Consider the following 17,883-nt stretch of genomic DNA (forward strand, 5'->3'; position numbering starts at 1 on the left):
ACATATGCAACAGGCTGTTTTTACTTGAAATTTTTACTATCCCTTTAAGCACTGCCCGTCTACGCCCCGAACACTTCGTCCGTGGAGGAGCTGTCCGGCTGTTCCTGATGTGCGCATTTCTCCAGTCTGGCGACAAGGTGTTGCACATCTTTGTTACTTTCCAGCATTTTTCCAATCTTTTTAACCGCATGGATGACGGTACTGTGGTCGCGTCCGCCAAAGGCCCGGCCCAGTTCGGGATAAGAGAGGCCCAGATGGCGACGGCAGACGTACATGGCGGCCTGCCGGGCCATGACCAGCCGCGCGTGGCGTCCTGTGCCCGTGATGTCGGCGGGGGCGGCATCGCAGCAGCGTGCGGCCTCGGCCAGGATCTGCTCGTGGCCGGCATGGCAGGCCTGCACCGGTCCCGTACGGGCCAGACGTTCCAGATCGTCCAGGCTGGGATGCCGGGCGGCATCATCTTCCCAGGCGGACTTGACCCGGAGCAGCAGGGAACGCAGGCCGTGGAAATGGGCCGCGCGCCGCGCCATGAGGCGCAGATGTTCGCGGGGCAGGTCCAGGGCGTTCTCCCGGCAGCATTGCTGCAGGTAACGCATGCGGGCTTCCATGTCCGGCGGGGTCAGTTCGGCGGAGAACAGTTGCCGGACGCTGGCGGCGGGGCCGGGTTCCCACGCTCCGAGGGCATCGGGGCCGCCCTCCAGGGCGAGGACCACCGGAGCCTTTTCGGGGCGATGCGCCAGCAGGGCCGCCAGCAGGCGCTGGGAACGGGGCTGTCCGCCCAGGGTCTGGATATCGTCCAGGAACAGGGCCTCGGCCTGTTGCCAGAACAGGGGGGCCGTCTGTTCTTCCAGAGGACAGTGCTGAAAAAAGCGGGCCGCCGGGGCCAGGATGACGCGCAGGCCCTGCCGGGCGAGGGACGCGGCCATGTGCTGCAGCAGATGGCTCTTGCCCGTGCCTTTTTCGCCGTGGAGCAGGAAGGGGCTGTGCCCGGGCTCCCGCAGGGCGACGGCCCTGGCCATGGCCAGGGGAAAGGCATTGCGGGCGCCGCCCGGCAGCGGCATCTCGTCCCTGCTGCCGTCGGCATGGAAAAAGAGGGCGTCCGGGATGCGGGCCGGGGCCACTTGCGGCGCCGGGCCCCGGGGCAGGCGCCGCCCGGGCAGGACATACTCAAGCCGGGGGGCGTCGGCGTCCGGCCAGGCGGCCTTCACGGCTGCCGAAAAATCCGTTTTGTGCGGCGCGAACCAGCGGGCGAAGTAGATATGGGGAAAGGTGATCCGCAACACATTGCCGGACGGGAGGTATTCCATGACCAGACCATCCAGCCAGGGCGCTCCCCCGCCATCCGGGCCACCGGGGATGCCGCCGAGCAGATGCCGGCGCAGGCGGTGGCGAAAATCCTGAAGGGAAATATGTGCATTTGTCATGAGCGGCCCCTTGCGATCCGGGACCTTCTTCCGGTCGTCGCAAAGATGTTTTTATAGCATAAAAACGTCCGCTAAACAAGTCCGCGTCTCGTTCTCAGGCGCGGCGGATGGGTCAGGAAGGCTTGCATTTGGACGGTGAGCCTTTTTGCCTTCTTCTGTGTGGGGGGATACGGCAGCGCAAAACAAAAGCCCCCAGCAGCCTGCCTGTACGGACTGCCGGGGGCCGGATCCTTAACTGTGTCACTTATGACACTTTTGTGCGTATATCTATTAACATATTGTTTTTATTATTTTTTATCAACGAACGTCTCCGGCAGGAGCCAGGCGGCCAGGGCACTGACGGCAGCCAGGAGAGCCAGCGGGGCAAAGGCCCATGTCCAGGGCTGGGAAAGGCCCGCCTGCTGGGCAAAGGAAAGCAGCGCCCCGGAGATCAGCTGGAGCAGGGCCCCGCCCACGAATACCGAAGATGCCAGGATGCCGCTCAGGCTGCCCACCATGCGGTTGCCGAAGCGTTCCCGGCCGGTGGCATAGCCCACGGGGCAGGGGCCGTTGGCCGCGATGCCCAGGCCCAGGGAGACCACGAACAGCAGGGGCACGCTCAGGCCGGCGCTGCCCAGGCTCAGGGCCGCGCCGGAGACGCAGGCCAGCAGGCTTGCCAGGACCATGGCCTTGCGGCGGGACTTGAGGCGCTTTTCGCTGATCCAGGTCAAAAGCGGCGTCCCGGCGATGAAGCCCACGGCGCCCATGGCCAGGATATTGCCGATGAGGCTGGGCGAAAGGCCGAAGGTCCCGCCCATGTAGACAGCGCCCCAGAGCCCGTGGAACACGAAATACTGCGACGGCAGGGTCAGGTACCAGACGACCATCTTCCAGAAGTCGGACTGCCTGGCCATGGCGGCCACGTCACGCAGCACGTCGGCCAGACGGATGCCGCTGCAGGTGGCCGCCAGATGGGGCGGCCAGTCCCGCACCACGGTATAGATGATGACGGTCAGGGAACAGGTCAGCACGGAAAGCGCAAGGAAGACCAGCCGCCAGCCCACCCAGTGGTTGGCCAGGGAAAGCGGGGTGGTGGCCAGCAGGCCGCCCATGCCGCCCGCGATGAAGAACAGGGTGCAGAGCCGGGAGAAGGTCTCGGGCGCGAACCAGCGGCTGAACAGGGTGAAGGAAGAGGACATGACCCCGGCCATGCCCAGGCCGTTGAGCAGACGCCCGGCCACGGCCATGGGCAGGCTGTGGGCCGTGGCGAAAAGGAAGCCGCCCAGGGCCGCCACCAAGAACTGGCAGCTCAGCAGGCGGCGCGGGCCGAAACGGGTGGAGAGGATTCCGGAAAAGACCTGGGTAAGGGCATAGGCATACAGGTAGACGGAACCCAGCAGGCCCATGTCACCGGAGGAGAGCCCGAGGTCCTGCATGACGTCGGGGGTGACCACGGTGATGGCCACGTTCTGGATGAAGACCACCAGATAGGCTGAGGAAAGGACGAAGAACAGCCATTTTTTGTAGGAAAGATGCAAAGACACGGAAAACCCCACGAAAGCGTCCTGTGACGCTGCTGCGATGATGATTGTTTGTTGCGTGAGCAACATCTATACGGCAGGCGCAAGAAAATCAAGAGGGGATGTTTTTATTATTATCTTTATTTTCAGTATGTTATGATATTTGCGCACATGTTGACACAAGGAACACCCCTCAGGAAGGGCATGGTGCGCGCCGTGTTCCCCGTCCGGAGGGGATGGCGGGCATCTTGCTGGACAACTGACGGGCGCGCAGGCTATATGCCATACTGTTTGGAGTGTACCGCATGAAGAAAACAGGACTTGCAGTCTTTTTCGTCCTCGTGATCCTCCTTGGCCTGCTGGCCGGACAGCTGGGCATAGCCCACCTGCCCTGGAGCTCAGAGGATACAGATACGGCTCCCGGCCAGGCCGTGACGGAACAGGCCGCCGAGGCCCCGGCCCGCGACGGGGAGGCAACGGCCCCCGCGACCGGGACGGAAGACGCCGGGCAGGAAAAAGCCCCTGCCGCTCCCGAAGCTGCCACTGCCGCAGATGCAGAGACGGACCAGGATGCCCAGCCCGCGGTGCCCCTGCCCGAAGGGGCCGAGATCATCAACGGCGAGGCCGTGGTGCACGGCACGGTGGAAAAGGGCGATACCGTCAGCAAGATCATCGAGGGCAACACCTCTTCCGGGTCCCATCCTTATGTGAGCGCCGCCCGGCAGGTCTTTTCCATGCGGGCCTTCCGTACCGGCCAGCCCTACACCATCGTGGTGGACCCCGCTTCCGGCCAGCTCAAGCGATTCGAGTACGAGATCGACGCCAGCCGCCGTCTGGTGGTGGAGGGGGCGGAAGAGCCCGTGGCCCGCGTGGAGCCCATCGAATATGTGACCACCCTCGCCCAGGTGGAAGCCACCATCGACGACAATCTCTTCCAGGCCGTGGCCGACATCGGCGAAAGCCCGCAGCTGGCCCTGACCCTGGGCAGTCTGTTCGGCTCGGAGATCAACTTCATCCGCGACCTGCAACCCGGCGACAGTTTCAAGGTGCTGGTGGAAAAACGCTACCGTGACGGCGAATACAAGGGCTATGGCCGCGTGCTGGCCGCCCATTTCACCAACACGGGCACCACCTACGAGGCCTATCTGTTCCGCGACGGCAAGAACCGGCCGCAGCATTACAACGCCAAGGGCGAGAACCTGCGCAAGACCCTGTTGCAGGCGCCGCTGGCCTTCACCCGCGTGACGTCCCGCTTCTCGCACAACCGCAAGCATCCCATCCTCGGCTACAGCCGTCCGCATCTGGGCGTGGACTACGGCGCGCCCACCGGTACGCCGGTCAAGGCCGTGGGTGACGGCGTGGTCACCCGGCGCAGCTGGGCCGGAGGCTACGGCAACCAGGTAATCATCAAGCATTCGGCCGGGCTGGAATCCATGTATTCCCATCTGTCCGGCTATGCCCGCGGCCTGCGCAACGGTCAGCGCGTGCGTCAGGGCCAGGTCATCGGCTTCGTGGGCAGCACGGGCCTTTCTTCCGGGCCGCATCTGGATTTCCGCCTGCGGCAGAACGGCAAGTTCGTCAATCCGGCCAAGGCCATCAACCCGCGCGGCGAGAGCGTGCGCAAGGCCTCCATGGACCGCTTCCGCAAGACCGTGGAAAAGGAACGTGCCCTGCTGCTGGGCCAGACCTCGCTGCTGGAATATGATGTGGACAGCATCGTGCCCGTGGATGATGTGGAGCCTTCCGCCAAGTAGCGGTCATGATGTTTTTTGGGCAGTACGCCAATGGGAACGCCCCGTGCCATGCACGGGGCGTTCGTTTTTTGGGGGAAAGTCCCCCCTTTGACCAGTGCCCAAAGGGGGGGCCTCCCCCCCAAGCCCTCCATCCCCCTCCAAATGCACTTTCTCGAGGGGACCTGTCCCGCTCCTGAAAAGCAAAAGCCCCTGTGGAGGGGCTGTGTGCTGAAGCAGGTGGCCGTAGCCGCAACTGTTGCGGAAGCCCGGGGGAGGAAGTCTTCCCCCGGACTGTTTCACGTGGTTACTGCCCGTCTCCGGGAAGGCTGAGATCATAGGGGATGCCGGAGAAATAGCGCGTCAGCAGCTGGTGGAGCTGCGGGTAGAAGGTGGTGCGGTTGTCCCCGGCTTCCAGCAGCTGGTCCAGGCGGTGTACGCCGGTGGAGACGCCCGGCCGGAGCTGGTCCGGCGGCGGCAGGGTGATCCAGCGGGTGCCCTGGAGCTTCCGGCTGCCGCCAAGGCCCTGCCTGTCCGTATTGATGAGCATGTGGATGCTGCCGTCGAAGCCCATGTAGACATCGTGCGGGGTGAAGGCACCGGACAGGCGGTTGGCGAGGAAGCGCAGCAGCCGGCTTTGCCCCCGGCTTTCCTGCACGGGGCGCAGGGCTGCCAGAAAGGCATCGATGGCCGCCTTTGCCTCGCCGTGCTTGCCTTTGGTCCAGCGGCTGCCTTCCAGCAGGCCGTGCAGGGCCGTGGCGGCATCGTCGCGGCCGGATTCCAGGCAGACGGCCAGCTGTTCCGCCACGCCGGTCTCCTTGCGGATGGCGTTGTCGAGGAGCCTGCCGCAGGCCACGGCCGCGTCCCTGCCCTTTTCCAGCAGCCTCAGGCCGTCCTGCAGGGCCGCGCGTGCCACCACGCCGCCTTCCTGATCCTGCAGGCCGCCAAGGATGCGTTCCACGCTCTGCCGGATCAGGTCGAGGCCCTCCCGGGCGCCGTCGGTATCCAGTCCGCGCGCTTCGGGCTGGGCGCTGTGTACGGTGGGGTTCTCCGTCTGCATCCGGGCCAGGGTCAGGTTGGCCATGAAACGGGCGACGGACGTGCGCAGTTCCGTGATGGCCTGCTGCCGGTGTTCCGGCTCGCGCGGGCCGTTGGTACGCAGGCGCAGGGCCAGACGGCTGATCTGGAGCCCCTGGGAGATGAGGCTGTCCGCCTGCGGCAGCCGGGCGCGCTGCAACAGCGCTCCCGCGTGGCCCACCACCTGATGCAGGGCGCGCGCCTGCTCAAGGGCATCCAGGCGGCTCTCGGCCTGGTCGGTCCCGGCAAGCTGGAAGACGGGGCGGTCCATGGCCGGTTCGAGGTGGCGCAGCAGATCGGCCCGCCCTTCCTGGAAGCGCCGGCGCACGTCTTCCGGCATCCGGGCATCTCCTGTCCTCCGGTCGATGACGGACAGAGCGTCCCTGACGGCCCAGGCATCCGTGGCGGGAGAGCGCAGGGCCTCGATGAGCGTGTCGCAGGCCCGGCCCCATTCCTGACGGTCCATGTCCGGGGGCAGGTCGCTTTCGGCCAGCTCGTGCAGCAGCAGGCAGGCCCGGCAGCGGCTGTCCCGCTGCGCCAGCTCGCCCAGTCCTTCCGTCAGCTGGCCGTACAGGCGGGAGATATCCCGTATCTGCCGGCGTGCCTGCCGTATGCCCTGCCGGAACGGGTCCGCGTCGGGGCGGGCCGTATCCGCCGGGGCGCTGTCCCCGCTCGCGGGCCGGTCGCCGTGTTCGATGGCGGCCAGCTCCTGCCGGACGAAGTCCGCGTCGATGCGGCGGAAGTCCTGCCCTTCCTGCCCTACGCTCTCCGGCGTATCCAGATGGCGCAGGGCCAGCCCGCAGACATCGTCCAGGGCGCAGTGGATGGCCCGGCGCATCTTTTCGTCCACCTGATACTGGACGTGGGCAAAACTGTCCGCATCAGCCGTCAGCCTGTCCTGCAGCACGGCGTCCACGGCTTCCAGGGCCGCTTGCAGGGTGTCCCGGGCCTCGCCCGTGAAACGGGCCAGGGTGGCCTGGCGTTCCTGCAGGGCCTGCCGGGCTTCTTCCCTGAAGGTGATGCGGCCCAGGAAGAAGTCCCGCAGGGCGGCGGGGCTGAAACGGGAACGATAGGGCTGCGGGGCCGTTTCGGGGGGCGTGTCATCGACCGGTGCGGCGGAAGCCGTTCCCAGGTCGGTGGCCCGAGCCTCCACCCGGGCGGCCATGTCGTCCGCGCCGGTGTGCAGGGCATCCCGGATCAGGGCCAGGTCGGCGGCCATGTCCGCCTGCCCGTCATCGAGGTCGGCGATGACGGCATCCAGCAGGCCGCTCGTCTGCAGCTGCCGCAACTCCACGGCCCGTTGCGGGGCTTCCTCGCGCAGGATGGCCATGTTGCGGCGCACACGGGTCTGGAGCAGTTCGGCATAGTCCGCGCCCCGGCTGGTCATGGGGCGCGCCGCCTGTCGCAGTCCGGCCAGCTCCCGCAGGGCCGATTCCAGATCCGCACGGCGCTGAGGATCGTCGGGCGCACCGGCAGCGGCATTGCGCAGATGGCCCAGTATCCTGCCCGTCTGGGCGCTGAAGTCTTCCAGCCCGCGACGGAACTTGCCCTGGGCACGCCAGCTTGCCGGGGTAAGGCTGTCCAGCAGCTTGGCGAACCAGCGCCCCACCGTTTTGGGCGGGCCCGGGATGCGGTCGGTCTGCCGTGTGCCCGGCTCCAGCACCTCCATGCTGTGCCTGCCAAGGCGGCCCATGCCGCCCAGGGCGTCATAGCCGAAATCCGTATCAAGACTGATGTAGCGTGTCTGCGTTGCCTGCACTGGTCCTGGCATGGCGTCCCCCTTCATTATGAATATGGTTGTGAGCGGCGGCGTGGCGGCCTTCTCCGGCTGTCGCGACCGGGCAGGCGGGCGTGGGATTTCCCGCGGCGGTGATGCCCTGTGGTCGCCTGTGCGGCACGGGGCCGGTGCGGGGCTCTGCAGGGCCAAGGAGTTCCGCACAGTTCCTTGGCGGCGCTGTTACCGGCGAGACATATCTCCCGGACGCGGAGCTCCGGCCAAAATCGCCCCGGTATATGGTACCGGAAGACGGCAGCGGGCAGCGGGGCCTTCCCGTCTAGCGGCCCTGTTGCATCACATCGGCCCAGTGGGCCAGGACATCCAGAAAATCTTCCAGCGCGGTGAAGAGCGTCCCTTCCCCGGCTTCGGCCGCCGCCACGCGGGCAAAGGCCATGATCTCCTCACCGTCCAGGCCGAAAAGCGTGTTGCCGCTCTCCCGGCCCAGGCAATGGGCCCGCATCATCCGGGCCATCAGTTCCCTGCCCTGCTCACCGGCAGGGAGCGTCCCCAGGCGGGCATACAGATAGATGGCGTCCTCGTCGTCCGTGACCTCAAGGTCCACGATGAAGCGGCCGTCGAAGCGCAGGCGGCACAGGCCGTCCCCGTTGAATGCCAGGGCGGCCCCGGTCTGGCGTGAAAGCGCGTCCAGCATCTGGTGCGGTGTCATAGTTGCTCCGGTCGTTGAAGATGTGAAGGATGCCTGCCCGGCCTGTCCGTGATGTCTGTACGGGCAGATGCATCAACAGTGCCAGCACTCCCGGCAGGGACAGTGCCCGTGTCATGGCTGTGTTTCGGGACGTCCTGCGCAGGAGAGGGGGAAAAGGGGTGGGAAAAATGCTGTCATGGCCGCCCGCTGGCGTGAACGCCGTTGGCGGCCCGGCCGGGACGACCTTGCGGGCCGTCCCGGGGATACGGGGGTGCCCTCCTTTCCGGAGAGCGTGGGATTTAAACTTGTTTCTTGTTCAAAAACAAAGAGTTGCGCCTGTTGTGCACATCTGTGCGCGCATCAGGCATGGCGCAGCAGTTTGGCTGCGAAGGCCGCGGCGCCGAAACCGTTGTCTATATTGAGGACGGCCAGGCCGGGCACGCAGGAGCAGAGCATGCTGTGGAGGGCGGCCATGCCGCCCGCGCCCACGCCGTAGCCCACGGACGTGGGGACGGCCAGCACCGGGCAGGGCACCAGCCCGGCCAGCACGCCGGGCAGGGCGCCTTCCATGCCGGCCACGGCGATGATGAGGCGGGCGGCGCGCAGATCCCGGATGTGCGGGGCAAGGCGGTGCAGCCCGGCCACGCCCACATCGGTGAGGAAGCCGCAGTCGTGGCCCCAGAAGCGCAGCGCTCCGTAGGCTTCGGCGCCCACGGGGATGTCGGCCGCTCCGGCCGTGACCACCATGATCTCGCCCCGTTCGGGCCACGGCGGGCCCAGCTCCGGCACTTCCCGCCCTTCACCGCCCAGACAGAAAAGACGGCATTGCGCCCAGTAGCGTCCTGCGGGGAATTCGCGTTGCAACAGGGCCCCCTGCGCTTCCGAAGCGCGGCTGACCAGCACGGGGGCGCCGCGAAGGCTGAGGCCGCGCACGGCCCCCACCAGGGCCCCGTCGGTCTTGCCCTGGGCGAAGACGACCTCGCCCAGGCCGGTACGCAGGGCGCGTTCATGATCCAGATGCAGGCCCTGCAGGCTGTCGGCCGCAGTGGCGTCTCCCAGATGCCGCAGGGCCTGTTCCGGCGGGATGTCCCCCCGGGCCACGGCCTGCAGCAGGCTTTCGATAGCTGTATGATCCATCCCCTGCATATAGGGCAAAGGACATCGCTTGTCAGCAGCGGATGGAGGGCCGGTTCCCGCGCTCTTCTTGAGTTTCTGCCGGAATGCCCCTATAGTTGTCCGTTGCCCGAATCTTTGCGGGCAATAAATTCCGTGCCTTTTTTCGGAGTGCCCATGCTTGATTATATCCGTTCCAATGCCCAGTCCTTTGGCGTCAAGGTAGCCTTCGCCATCATCATCCTCGTCTTCATGTTCTGGGGCGTCGGCAGCCTGACCGACGGCGGTTCCAGCAATGTGGTGGCCAAGGTCAACGGTGAGGCCATCACGGCCCAGCAGTTCGAGCAGGCCTATCAGCGGGCCGCCGAATACGCCATGCGCAACGATCCCTCCCTGACCCGTGAGGCCCTGGTGCAGCAGAAGCTGGGCCGTCAGGTGCTCAACGAGCTCATCAGCGCCCAGCTGATCCGTCAGGAAGCCGCCCGCGTGGGGATGACCGTGAGCCCTGAAGAGATGCATTATGTGGTCTCCAAGCTGCCCGCGTTCCAGGACGCCCAGGGCAAGTTCGATCCCGAGGCCTACAAGCGCAACATCGAAGCCCAGCGCATGAGCGTGGCCGAATACGAACAGGGCCTGGCGGACAGCATCCTGCGTGACAAGGTGATGCGCACCGTGGCCGGCAGCGCCTGGGCCGCCGGTGACGAAGCCCGCAAGTACTATGATTTCCTCACCCAGCAGCGCACGGTGGAGTACCTGTACCTGCCCGCTGCCGATTTTGCCGCTTCGGTGAAGCCCACCGAGGAAGAGCTCAACGCTTGGTACGAGGCCCACAAGGCCGAGCTGGCCAGTCAGCCCCGCGTGGAAGTGGAATATGTGGCCGTGGCCCCCGAAGGTCTGGTGCGCCCCGAGAGCGTGAGCGCCGAGGCCGCCCTCAAGTGGTATGAAGCCAACAAGCAGCGCTTCCGCCAGCCCGAGCAGGTCAAGGTGGCCCACATCCTGGTGCCCCTGGCGGAGAACGCTCCCGAAGCGGCCGTGAAGCAGGCCATGGAAAAGGCCGTCCGCATCCGCAGCGAGGCGGAAAAGGGCGACTTTGCCGCCGTGGCCAATGCCAACAACGGCCCCAATGCCGCCGGCCCCGGCGGTGAGCTGGGCTGGATCCAGCGCGGCCAGACCGTGAAGCCTTTCGAAGATGCCGCCTGGGCCCTGCAGCCCGGCCAGATCTCCGAGCCCGTGCGCAGCCAGTTCGGCCTGCACATCATCAAGATGGAAGAGCGCAAGGACGCCAGCGTGCAGCCCTTTGCCGAGGTGGAAGCCGAAGTGCGCGCCACCCTGGCCAAGCAGGAAGGCGTGGAAAAGGTCAACGACGTGCTGGACAGCCTGATCGGTGACAACATCAACAACCGTCCCCTGCAGGAAAGCGCGGCCCGCGCCGGCAGCTACAAGGATGCCGACGGCAAGGAACAGCCCCTGCTCAAGGCCGAACGTACCGGTCTGGTGGGCCAGGCCGAACTGCAGAAGATCCTGGGCATCAGCGACGAGATGGCGGCCAGCCTGATGAAGGCCCCGGCCAACTCCCCTGTGGACACGGCCCTGGAAGCCGGTGACCGCTACCTGGTGGTGCGGGTGCTCACCTCCGAGCCGTCCACCACGCCCAGCCTGGACCAGGCCCGCGACCGCGTCATGAAGGCCCTGGTGGCGGAAAAGTCCCTGCAGGCCGCCATGGAAAAGGCCACTGCCATCCGCAAGGCCATGACCGACGGCGCGCTGCCCGCTGAAGACGCCGCCCGCGTGCAGAGCGCCGACCTGACCCGCGACGGCGCCCTGGCCGGCTTCGTGCCCAACCCGGCCATGAACCAGGTCATCTTCCGCGCCGCGCCGCAGACCTGGATCGACCAGGCCTTCAGCGTGTACGAGCAGGAAGACAGCAGCAAGTGCGGTGCCCTGCTCTGCCGTGTGACCGCCGTGGAACAGCCCAAGTCCGACGGCTGGGCCGGCATGGAGAACCTGCTCACCGAGCTGGTGCAGCGCAAGCGCGTGGAAGGCATGTACCAGACCTTCATGCGCATGCTGGAACAGAAGGCCAAGATCGAAGTCTACAACAGCCGCGTGCTGGAAAGCGCCGGTATCTAGGAAAGATAAAGGCTGGGGGAGGAAATCCTCCTCCCCTAAAACCCGCTTATTAAAGGCTGCCCGCAAGGGCAGCCTCTTTTTTATTGTATGACATTGCCGGGCATGACCCGAAGTCACGGGACCATAACTACTCGCGGACGGTTTGCTTTTAGCTTGCGGGAACAGAAAGGCAGACCAGATGTCTCCAGGCGGCCATATGGATGGGAAAAGCACGCTTTTTCCGGGGATGCAAGGGGCGGGTCTCCGCCCTCCCGGGGGCCCCTCCTGAGGGGCACTTGCCGGGCCGGGACTTTACTGACAAAATAGCCGTTCCCTGCGGCATTTTTCCCTGATTTTTTCGGGCGCCGTACGTCCCGGAGCAGGGATTGCCCTGTGGGGCAAAACAGCATATGAGCGGTTTTTGGAAGGATGGGGGGAGTTTGAGGGGGGGAAGGGAACCTTTTTTCCGCCAGGAAAAGGTTCCCTTCCCCCCCTCAAAAAAGCTCCCCTCTCCGCCATCCCTTATCGCATAGGAGGTCACCATGTGTGGCATTATCGGATATGCCGGGCACCGTCCGGCGGTGCCTGTGGTCATCGAAGGCCTGCGGCGTCTTGAATACCGCGGCTATGATTCCGCGGGCGTTGCCTGCGTGCAGCGCGGCGAGCTGTGCATCACCCGTGCCCAGGGCAAGCTTTCCGCCCTTGAGGAAAAGCTGGCCAAGGAGCCTGTTTCCATGGCCACCTGCGCCATGGGCCATACCCGCTGGGCCACGCACGGCGTGCCCGCCGAGCGCAATGCCCATCCCCATGCTTCCAACGACGGCCGCCTGGCCATCGTGCATAACGGCATCATCGAGAACTATCAGGAACTGAAGGAAGAGCTGCTGCAGAAGGGCTATGTCTTCCATTCCGAGACCGACACGGAAGTGCTGGTCAACCTCATCGCCGACTGCCACAAGCAGGAAGCCGACCTGCTCAAGGCTTTTGCCGCGGCCCTGCGCCGGGCCCACGGCGCCTACGCCGTCTGTCTCATGAGCCGGGAATATCCCGGTGAGATCTGGGCCGCGCGCATGTCCGCCCCGCTCATCTTCGGCATCGGCACGGGCGAGCACTTCGTGGCTTCGGACATCCCGGCCTTTTTGCCCTACACGCGCACGGTGGTCTTTCTGGAAGACGGCGAGATCGTGCACGCCACCAATTCCGAGTATGAGATCCTGAGCCTGGCCGACCTTTCTCCCGTGGAGCATGAGCCCCAGACCATCCAGTGGGACATGCAGGCGGCCCAGAAGGGCGGCTACCGCCACTTCATGCTCAAGGAGATCTTCGAGCAGCCCCAGGTCATCGTGGATGGCCTGAGCGGCCACCTCAACGCCGCCCGTGACACCGTGCTCCTGCCCGAGCTGGACGCCCTGCCCGTGCCGCGCCGTCTGCATATCGTGGCCTGCGGCACGTCCTACCATTCCGGCCTTTGGGCGCGGCATCTCATCGAGCCATGGGCCAAGGTGCCGGTGCAGCTGGAGATCGCTTCCGAGTTCCGCTACCGCGAGAGCCTGCCCCTGGACAAGGACGACATGGTGCTGGTCATCAGCCAGAGCGGCGAGACCGCCGATACCCTGGCCGCCCTGCGCATCGCCCGCGAACACGGCGTGCCGGTGCTGGGCCTGTGCAACGTGGTGGGTTCGTCCATCGCCCGCGAGTCCTCGGCCGTCATCTACACCCAGGCCGGGCCCGAGATCAGCGTGGCCTCCACCAAGGCCATGTGCAGCCAGATGCTGATGCTGGCGCTGGTGGCCCTGTACTGGGGCGGCCGTCAGGGTATCATGGACGCGGCGGCCCGCGCCCGCCAGATCGCCCTGCTGGAATCCCTGCCCTCCCAGCTGGATGCCGCCCTGCCCGCCATGCACGAGAAGGCCCGCCAGCTGGCCCGTGCCTATGCCCAGGCCCGCAACTTCTTCTATCTGGGCCGCGGCCACTGCTACCCGCTGGCCCTGGAAGGGGCGCTCAAGCTCAAGGAGCTTTCCTACATCCATGCCGAAGGTTATGCCGCCGGCGAGATGAAGCACGGCCCCATCGCCCTCATCGATCCGGCCTTCCCCACCTTTGCCCTGGCTCTGGACGACGCCCTCTTCCCCAAGGTGAAATCCAACATCGTGGAAGTGCAGGCCCGTCAGGGCAAGGTCATCGCCCTGACCAATCCGGGCATGGATCTGGCCGTGGACGATGTCTGGGAGATTCCCGTCTTGCCCGCTCCCCTGGCCGGTTTCATGGCCCTGCCCGCCATGCAGCTGTTCAGCTACGAGATGGCCGATTATCTGGGCAAGGACGTGGACCAGCCCCGCAACCTGGCCAAGAGCGTGACCGTGGAATAGAGCCGCTCTTCCTTCCCTAATATATGAAAAAGGACGCCGTGAGGCGTCCTTTTTGCGTCTGGCCCCATGCGCCCACTGGAGCTCAAGAGAACTTTTTTTGCTGGTGGGGCCCGTTGGGGACCGTCAGCACAGAAAAATCATAGGAGTGGTGCCGCTTGGCGCCCTTCAAGATAGTGTGCGTTCGGGGGAGGATGGAGGGCTTTTGGGGAAGGGCCCCTTTTCGCGCCAGTAAAGGGGGGGCTTCCCACCCCAAAAAACGCGCGCCCCTTCCGGGCATTGCCAAAGCATTTTGGCCTGTGGCATAGTATCTGGTGCAAAATTTCACGCCCGCCGGATGCTTGCGCATCGCCCCGTCGCCGTGGACGGGGAAAGGCCGGGCCTGCCTTTTATCGCCATCACGGCACAGCACAGACTACGCAGGAAGCAAGATGATCCAACTGAGCGACAAACCGGTCATTGTGCAGGGCAACACCCTGATGGAACAGGAAGAAGCCGCGGCGCGCGGCATCGACTGCGCCGCTGCCCGTCAAAATACCCTGGCCTGGAACATCCTGGCCGCCCACAACACGGCTGCCGGGGACGACCCCACCCTGCGCCTGCGTTTTGACGCCCTGGCCTCGCACGACATCACCTATGTGGGCATCATCCAGACGGCCCGCGCCAGCGGCCTGGAACGCTTCCCCATGCCCTACGCGCTCACCAACTGCCACAACAGCCTGTGCGCCGTGGGCGGCACCATCAATGAGGACGACCACCTCTTCGGCCTGACCGCCGCCCGCAAGTACGGCGGCATCTTCGTGCCGCCCCATCTGGCGGTCATCCACCAGTACGCCCGTGAAATGATGGCCGGTTGCGGCAAGATGATCCTGGGCTCCGACAGCCATACCCGCTACGGCGCCCTGGGTACCATGGCCGTGGGCGAAGGCGGCCCCGAGCTGGTCAAGCAGCTGCTGGGCAAGACCTACGACGTGGCCCGTCCCGAAGTGGTGCTGGTCTGGCTGGAGAACGCTCCCCGTCCCGGCGTGGGCCCGCAGGACATCGCCATCGCCCTCATCGGCGCCGTGTTCAAGAACGGCTTCGTCAAGAACCGGGTCATGGAATTCGCCGGCCCCGGCGTGGCGGGCCTTTCCGTGGAATACCGCTGCGGTATCGACGTCATGACCACCGAGACCACCTGCCTGTCCTCCATCTGGACCACGGACGACAAGGTGCGCGATTACCTGGCCATGCACGGCCGCGCCGACGATTACACCGAGCTGCGTCACGACAAGCCCGCCTGCTTCGACCGCTGCATCCGCGTGGACCTGTCCGCCATCGAGCCCATGATGGCCCTGCCCTTCCATCCCAGCAACGCCTATCCCGTAGCCGAAGTGGTGCGCCATGCCGACGAGCTGTTCGCCGCCGTGGAAGAAGAGGCCCGCAAGCAGTTCGGCAAGGCCGGTGAAGGCCTGAAGCTGCGCGACAAGATCCATGACGGCGGCGTCTGGGTGGACCAGGGCATCATCGCCGGTTGCGCGGGCGGTTCGTTCGAGAACTGCTGTATGGCCGCCTCCATCCTGGACGGCCGGAGCACCGGCTGCGGCGAGTTCTCGCTCTCCGTCTATCCCGCCAGCGAACCCCAGGCCATCGCCCTAGTGCGCAACGGCGCCGCTGCCAAGCTCATGGCCGCCGGTGCGGTCATCAAGAACGCCTTCTGCGGTCCCTGCTTCGGCGCGGGCGACACGCCGGCCCACGGCGCCCTGTCCATCCGTCACTCCACCCGCAACTTCCCCAACCGCGAAGGCTCCAAGCCCGGCAACGGCCAGATCTCTGCCGTGGCCCTCATGGACGCCCGCTCCATCGCCGCCACCGCCGCCAACGGCGGCCGCCTGACCCCGGCCACGGAACTGGATTGGGACAAGCTGGCCGTGGACACCACCTACACTTTCGATGCGGGCATCTACCAGCGCCGCGTCTACAACGGTTTCGGCAAGGCCGATGCCGCCGCGGAACTCAAGCGCGGTCCCAACATCGCCGACTGGCCGTCCATGAGCCCCCTGCCGGAGAACCTGGTGCTGCCGCTGGCTTCGGTCATCACCGACCCCGTGACCACCACCGACGAGCTCATCCCCTCGGGCGAGACCTCGTCCCTGCGTTCCAACCCGCTCAAGCTTTCCGAGTTTACCCTGTCGCGCAAGGATCCCGCCTATGTGGGCCGCGCCAAGGACGTGCAAGCCATGGAAAAGGCCCGTCTGGCCGATCCTGCCGATGCCGCCCTGCTGGCGAAGCTGGAAGGCATGCTGGCCCCCCTCAAGGCCGCGCAGCCTGAGGTCTATGCCGCGGTGCTGGGCGCCGGTCTGAAGGACACCGGCATCGGTTCCACCATCTTCGCCCTCAAGCCCGGTGACGGCTCCGCCCGCGAGCAGGCCGCTTCCTGCCAGAAGGTGCTGGGCGGCTGGGCCAACGTGGCCGCCGAATACGCCACCAAGCGCTACCGTTCCAACCTCATCAACTGGGGCATGCTGCCCCTGCTGGCCGATGCCGCTCTGGCGCAGAAGCTCAGCGTGGGCGACTGCTTCGTCCTGCCCGGCATCCGTACCGCCGTGGAACAGGATGCCGCCGGCATCACCGGCTGGCTGGTGAGCGCTGCCGGGGCCGTGGAGGCCGTGGAACTGCGCCTGGGCGACCTGACCGCCGACGAACGCCAGATTATTCTGGACGGCTGCCTCATCAACTTCTACAACCACAACTAACGCTGCGGGACGAGACCGCCGCGTCGCCATCTGGAAAGGGGCCTCACCGGGAGGCCCCTTTTTCTTTGTGGGGCCCTCCCCTCTTTGCCAAAGTATTTTTCTGTATTCCATCAGGTGGAACGTCCGCAGGGCACTCTCGATCCTGCCGCCGGGGCGCGTGCCTTGTCTACCCTTCCCACACATATGCCAACACGGGCAAGGGACAGCTCCGGCGGCCCTGCGGCTGCCCGGCCTGACAGCCGCGACGGCGGGAGCTCCCTTGCGAGACGGGGAACTCCCGCCTATATTTTTTAGAGTGGGAGGGAACATCATGACATACTGGAAAGCCCAGAAAGAACAGCACCTGCGGCAGCTTGCCCATCTGTTCGAAGGAGATCCCGGTGGCGGGAAGTTCAACGGACAGGCACAGCCATTCGCCCTGCAGGCACCTGAAAAAAATCTTTTTGCCCCGATACGGGACGAGGTGCTGCTCTATTTCAACGGCCATTTGCCGGGAGCGGACGGAAGACTGCGTTTCTGGCGTTCCGGCGGGGAAAGGGTGGTCGCCGGTCATGTGTGCAGTCTGCCCACCGGCCATGTGCTTTCTTCGCAGGTGGCCTGTCTCAACCATCTTTTCCCCTTGAGTCGTGACGGGAAGGCGGCCACCTTGCTGCTGCAAGGGCTGCGTCCGGACATGGTGGAAGCCTTGCCCGTGGGCATCCATGCATGTGACATGTTCGTGGAATTTGAGGTCACAGGGGGCGGAAGCTACCTCAATGAGGAGCAGCGGGGCAGATCGTTGACCCGGGGGGCCAATGCCACATCTGTGGATGCGGTCATGAAAGGACGGGACGCCCAGGGGAACATCCGGCTGTTCCTCATCGAATGGAAATATACGGAAAGTTATCCTTCCAAGCGCGAGAAGAAGCCCGGCAGCAGGGGGGATAATCGCCTCTGGCGCTACAGGAGTTTCTTTACCCGTGACGGCAGTCCCTTCACCTTTTGCAACAGTGACGTGGGTTCCACGTTTTTTGAAGAGCTTTTGACCGAGCCGTATTACCAGCTCATGCGCCAGACCCTGCTGGGCTGGAAGATGACGCAGGACCCGTCCCGTAACGGACAGGCCACGTCGTTCACGCATATCGTGGTCATCCCGCACGGCAATACGGCCCTTCGTTCAGGCTGTGCGGTCATCGCAGGACGGCAGGGGGATCTTGCCGGGGCATGGAACGCACTTGTCCGGGAGCCTGTGCTCTTCCTTGCACCCGAAGAGTTGCTGCAACCGTTGACGGCGCAGCCGGACTACGCCCGCCTGCTGGACTATCTTTGCCGGCGTTACTGGCAGGACGGGCGGTCCCGTTCGTAACACACTGCTTTTCCCTCCAGACCATCAGGCATGAAAAAAGGACGGCCCTCGCGGGCCGTCCT

The 17,883-nt window shown here is 65.4% G+C and carries 10 protein-coding genes; 5 read left to right on the forward strand and 5 right to left on the reverse strand.

Annotated features, from left to right (window positions below; all coding sequences use genetic code 11):
- Positions 1 to 59: 59 nt before the first annotated feature.
- Both ACQRCJ_RS06510 and ACQRCJ_RS06515 read right to left on the reverse strand, forming a co-directional pair.
- The gene (locus tag ACQRCJ_RS06510) at positions 60 to 1,424 is read right to left on the reverse strand and encodes a helix-turn-helix domain-containing protein (RefSeq protein ID WP_427799506.1); all 1,365 of its coding nucleotides are present in this window, start codon (positions 1,422 to 1,424) and stop codon (positions 60 to 62) included.
- Between the two features lie 287 nt (positions 1,425 to 1,711).
- The gene (locus ACQRCJ_RS06515) at positions 1,712 to 2,947 is read right to left on the reverse strand and encodes an MFS transporter (RefSeq protein ID WP_204625759.1); all 1,236 of its coding nucleotides are present in this window, start codon (positions 2,945 to 2,947) and stop codon (positions 1,712 to 1,714) included.
- A 281-nt stretch (positions 2,948 to 3,228) separates the two neighbouring features.
- Here ACQRCJ_RS06515 and ACQRCJ_RS06520 point away from each other — a divergent pair, with 281 nt between their 5' ends.
- On the forward strand, positions 3,229 to 4,677 hold the full coding sequence (locus ACQRCJ_RS06520; RefSeq protein WP_204625760.1) for a M23 family metallopeptidase: 1,449 nt from the start codon (positions 3,229 to 3,231) through the stop codon (positions 4,675 to 4,677).
- Between the two features lie 283 nt (positions 4,678 to 4,960).
- On the opposite strand, the gene ACQRCJ_RS06525 is transcribed toward ACQRCJ_RS06520, so the two are convergent.
- From ACQRCJ_RS06525 to larB, 3 genes are all read right to left on the reverse strand, one after another.
- Positions 4,961 to 7,501, reverse strand: a complete 2,541-nt coding sequence (locus ACQRCJ_RS06525; protein ID WP_427799507.1) for a hypothetical protein — start codon at positions 7,499 to 7,501, stop codon at positions 4,961 to 4,963.
- 283 nt (positions 7,502 to 7,784) lie between these two features.
- Positions 7,785 to 8,174 carry a type III secretion system chaperone gene (locus ACQRCJ_RS06530; RefSeq protein ID WP_168936009.1) on the reverse strand — a complete coding sequence of 130 codons (390 nt, stop codon included), beginning with the start codon at positions 8,172 to 8,174 and terminating at the stop codon, positions 7,785 to 7,787.
- A gap of 339 nt (positions 8,175 to 8,513) precedes the next feature.
- The gene (larB, locus tag ACQRCJ_RS06535; protein WP_168936008.1) at positions 8,514 to 9,290 is read right to left on the reverse strand and encodes a nickel pincer cofactor biosynthesis protein LarB; all 777 of its coding nucleotides are present in this window, start codon (positions 9,288 to 9,290) and stop codon (positions 8,514 to 8,516) included.
- 153 nt (positions 9,291 to 9,443) lie between these two features.
- On the opposite strand from larB, the gene ACQRCJ_RS06540 reads away from it, so the two are divergent.
- The 4 genes from ACQRCJ_RS06540 to ACQRCJ_RS06555 all read left to right on the forward strand — a co-directional run bounded on the left by ACQRCJ_RS06540 (position 9,444) and on the right by ACQRCJ_RS06555 (position 17,821).
- Positions 9,444 to 11,396 (forward strand): SurA N-terminal domain-containing protein, encoded by a 1,953-nt coding sequence (locus ACQRCJ_RS06540; RefSeq protein ID WP_297159422.1) that lies wholly within the window; start codon positions 9,444 to 9,446, stop codon positions 11,394 to 11,396.
- A gap of 521 nt (positions 11,397 to 11,917) precedes the next feature.
- Entirely contained in the window at positions 11,918 to 13,744 is a 1,827-nt protein-coding gene (gene glmS, locus ACQRCJ_RS06545; protein WP_427799508.1) for a glutamine--fructose-6-phosphate transaminase (isomerizing), read from the forward strand.
- A 428-nt stretch (positions 13,745 to 14,172) separates the two neighbouring features.
- On the forward strand, positions 14,173 to 16,476 hold the full coding sequence (locus ACQRCJ_RS06550) for a hydratase (RefSeq protein ID WP_204674526.1): 2,304 nt from the start codon (positions 14,173 to 14,175) through the stop codon (positions 16,474 to 16,476).
- A 310-nt stretch (positions 16,477 to 16,786) separates the two neighbouring features.
- Positions 16,787 to 17,821, forward strand: coding sequence for a PGN_0703 family putative restriction endonuclease (locus tag ACQRCJ_RS06555; protein ID WP_427799509.1), 1,035 nt, complete (start codon positions 16,787 to 16,789; stop codon positions 17,819 to 17,821).
- The last annotated feature ends 62 nt before the right edge of the window (positions 17,822 to 17,883 follow it).

The organism is Desulfovibrio sp. SGI.102 (assembly GCF_050314315.1).
Lineage (GTDB): Bacteria > Desulfobacterota > Desulfovibrionia > Desulfovibrionales > Desulfovibrionaceae > Desulfovibrio.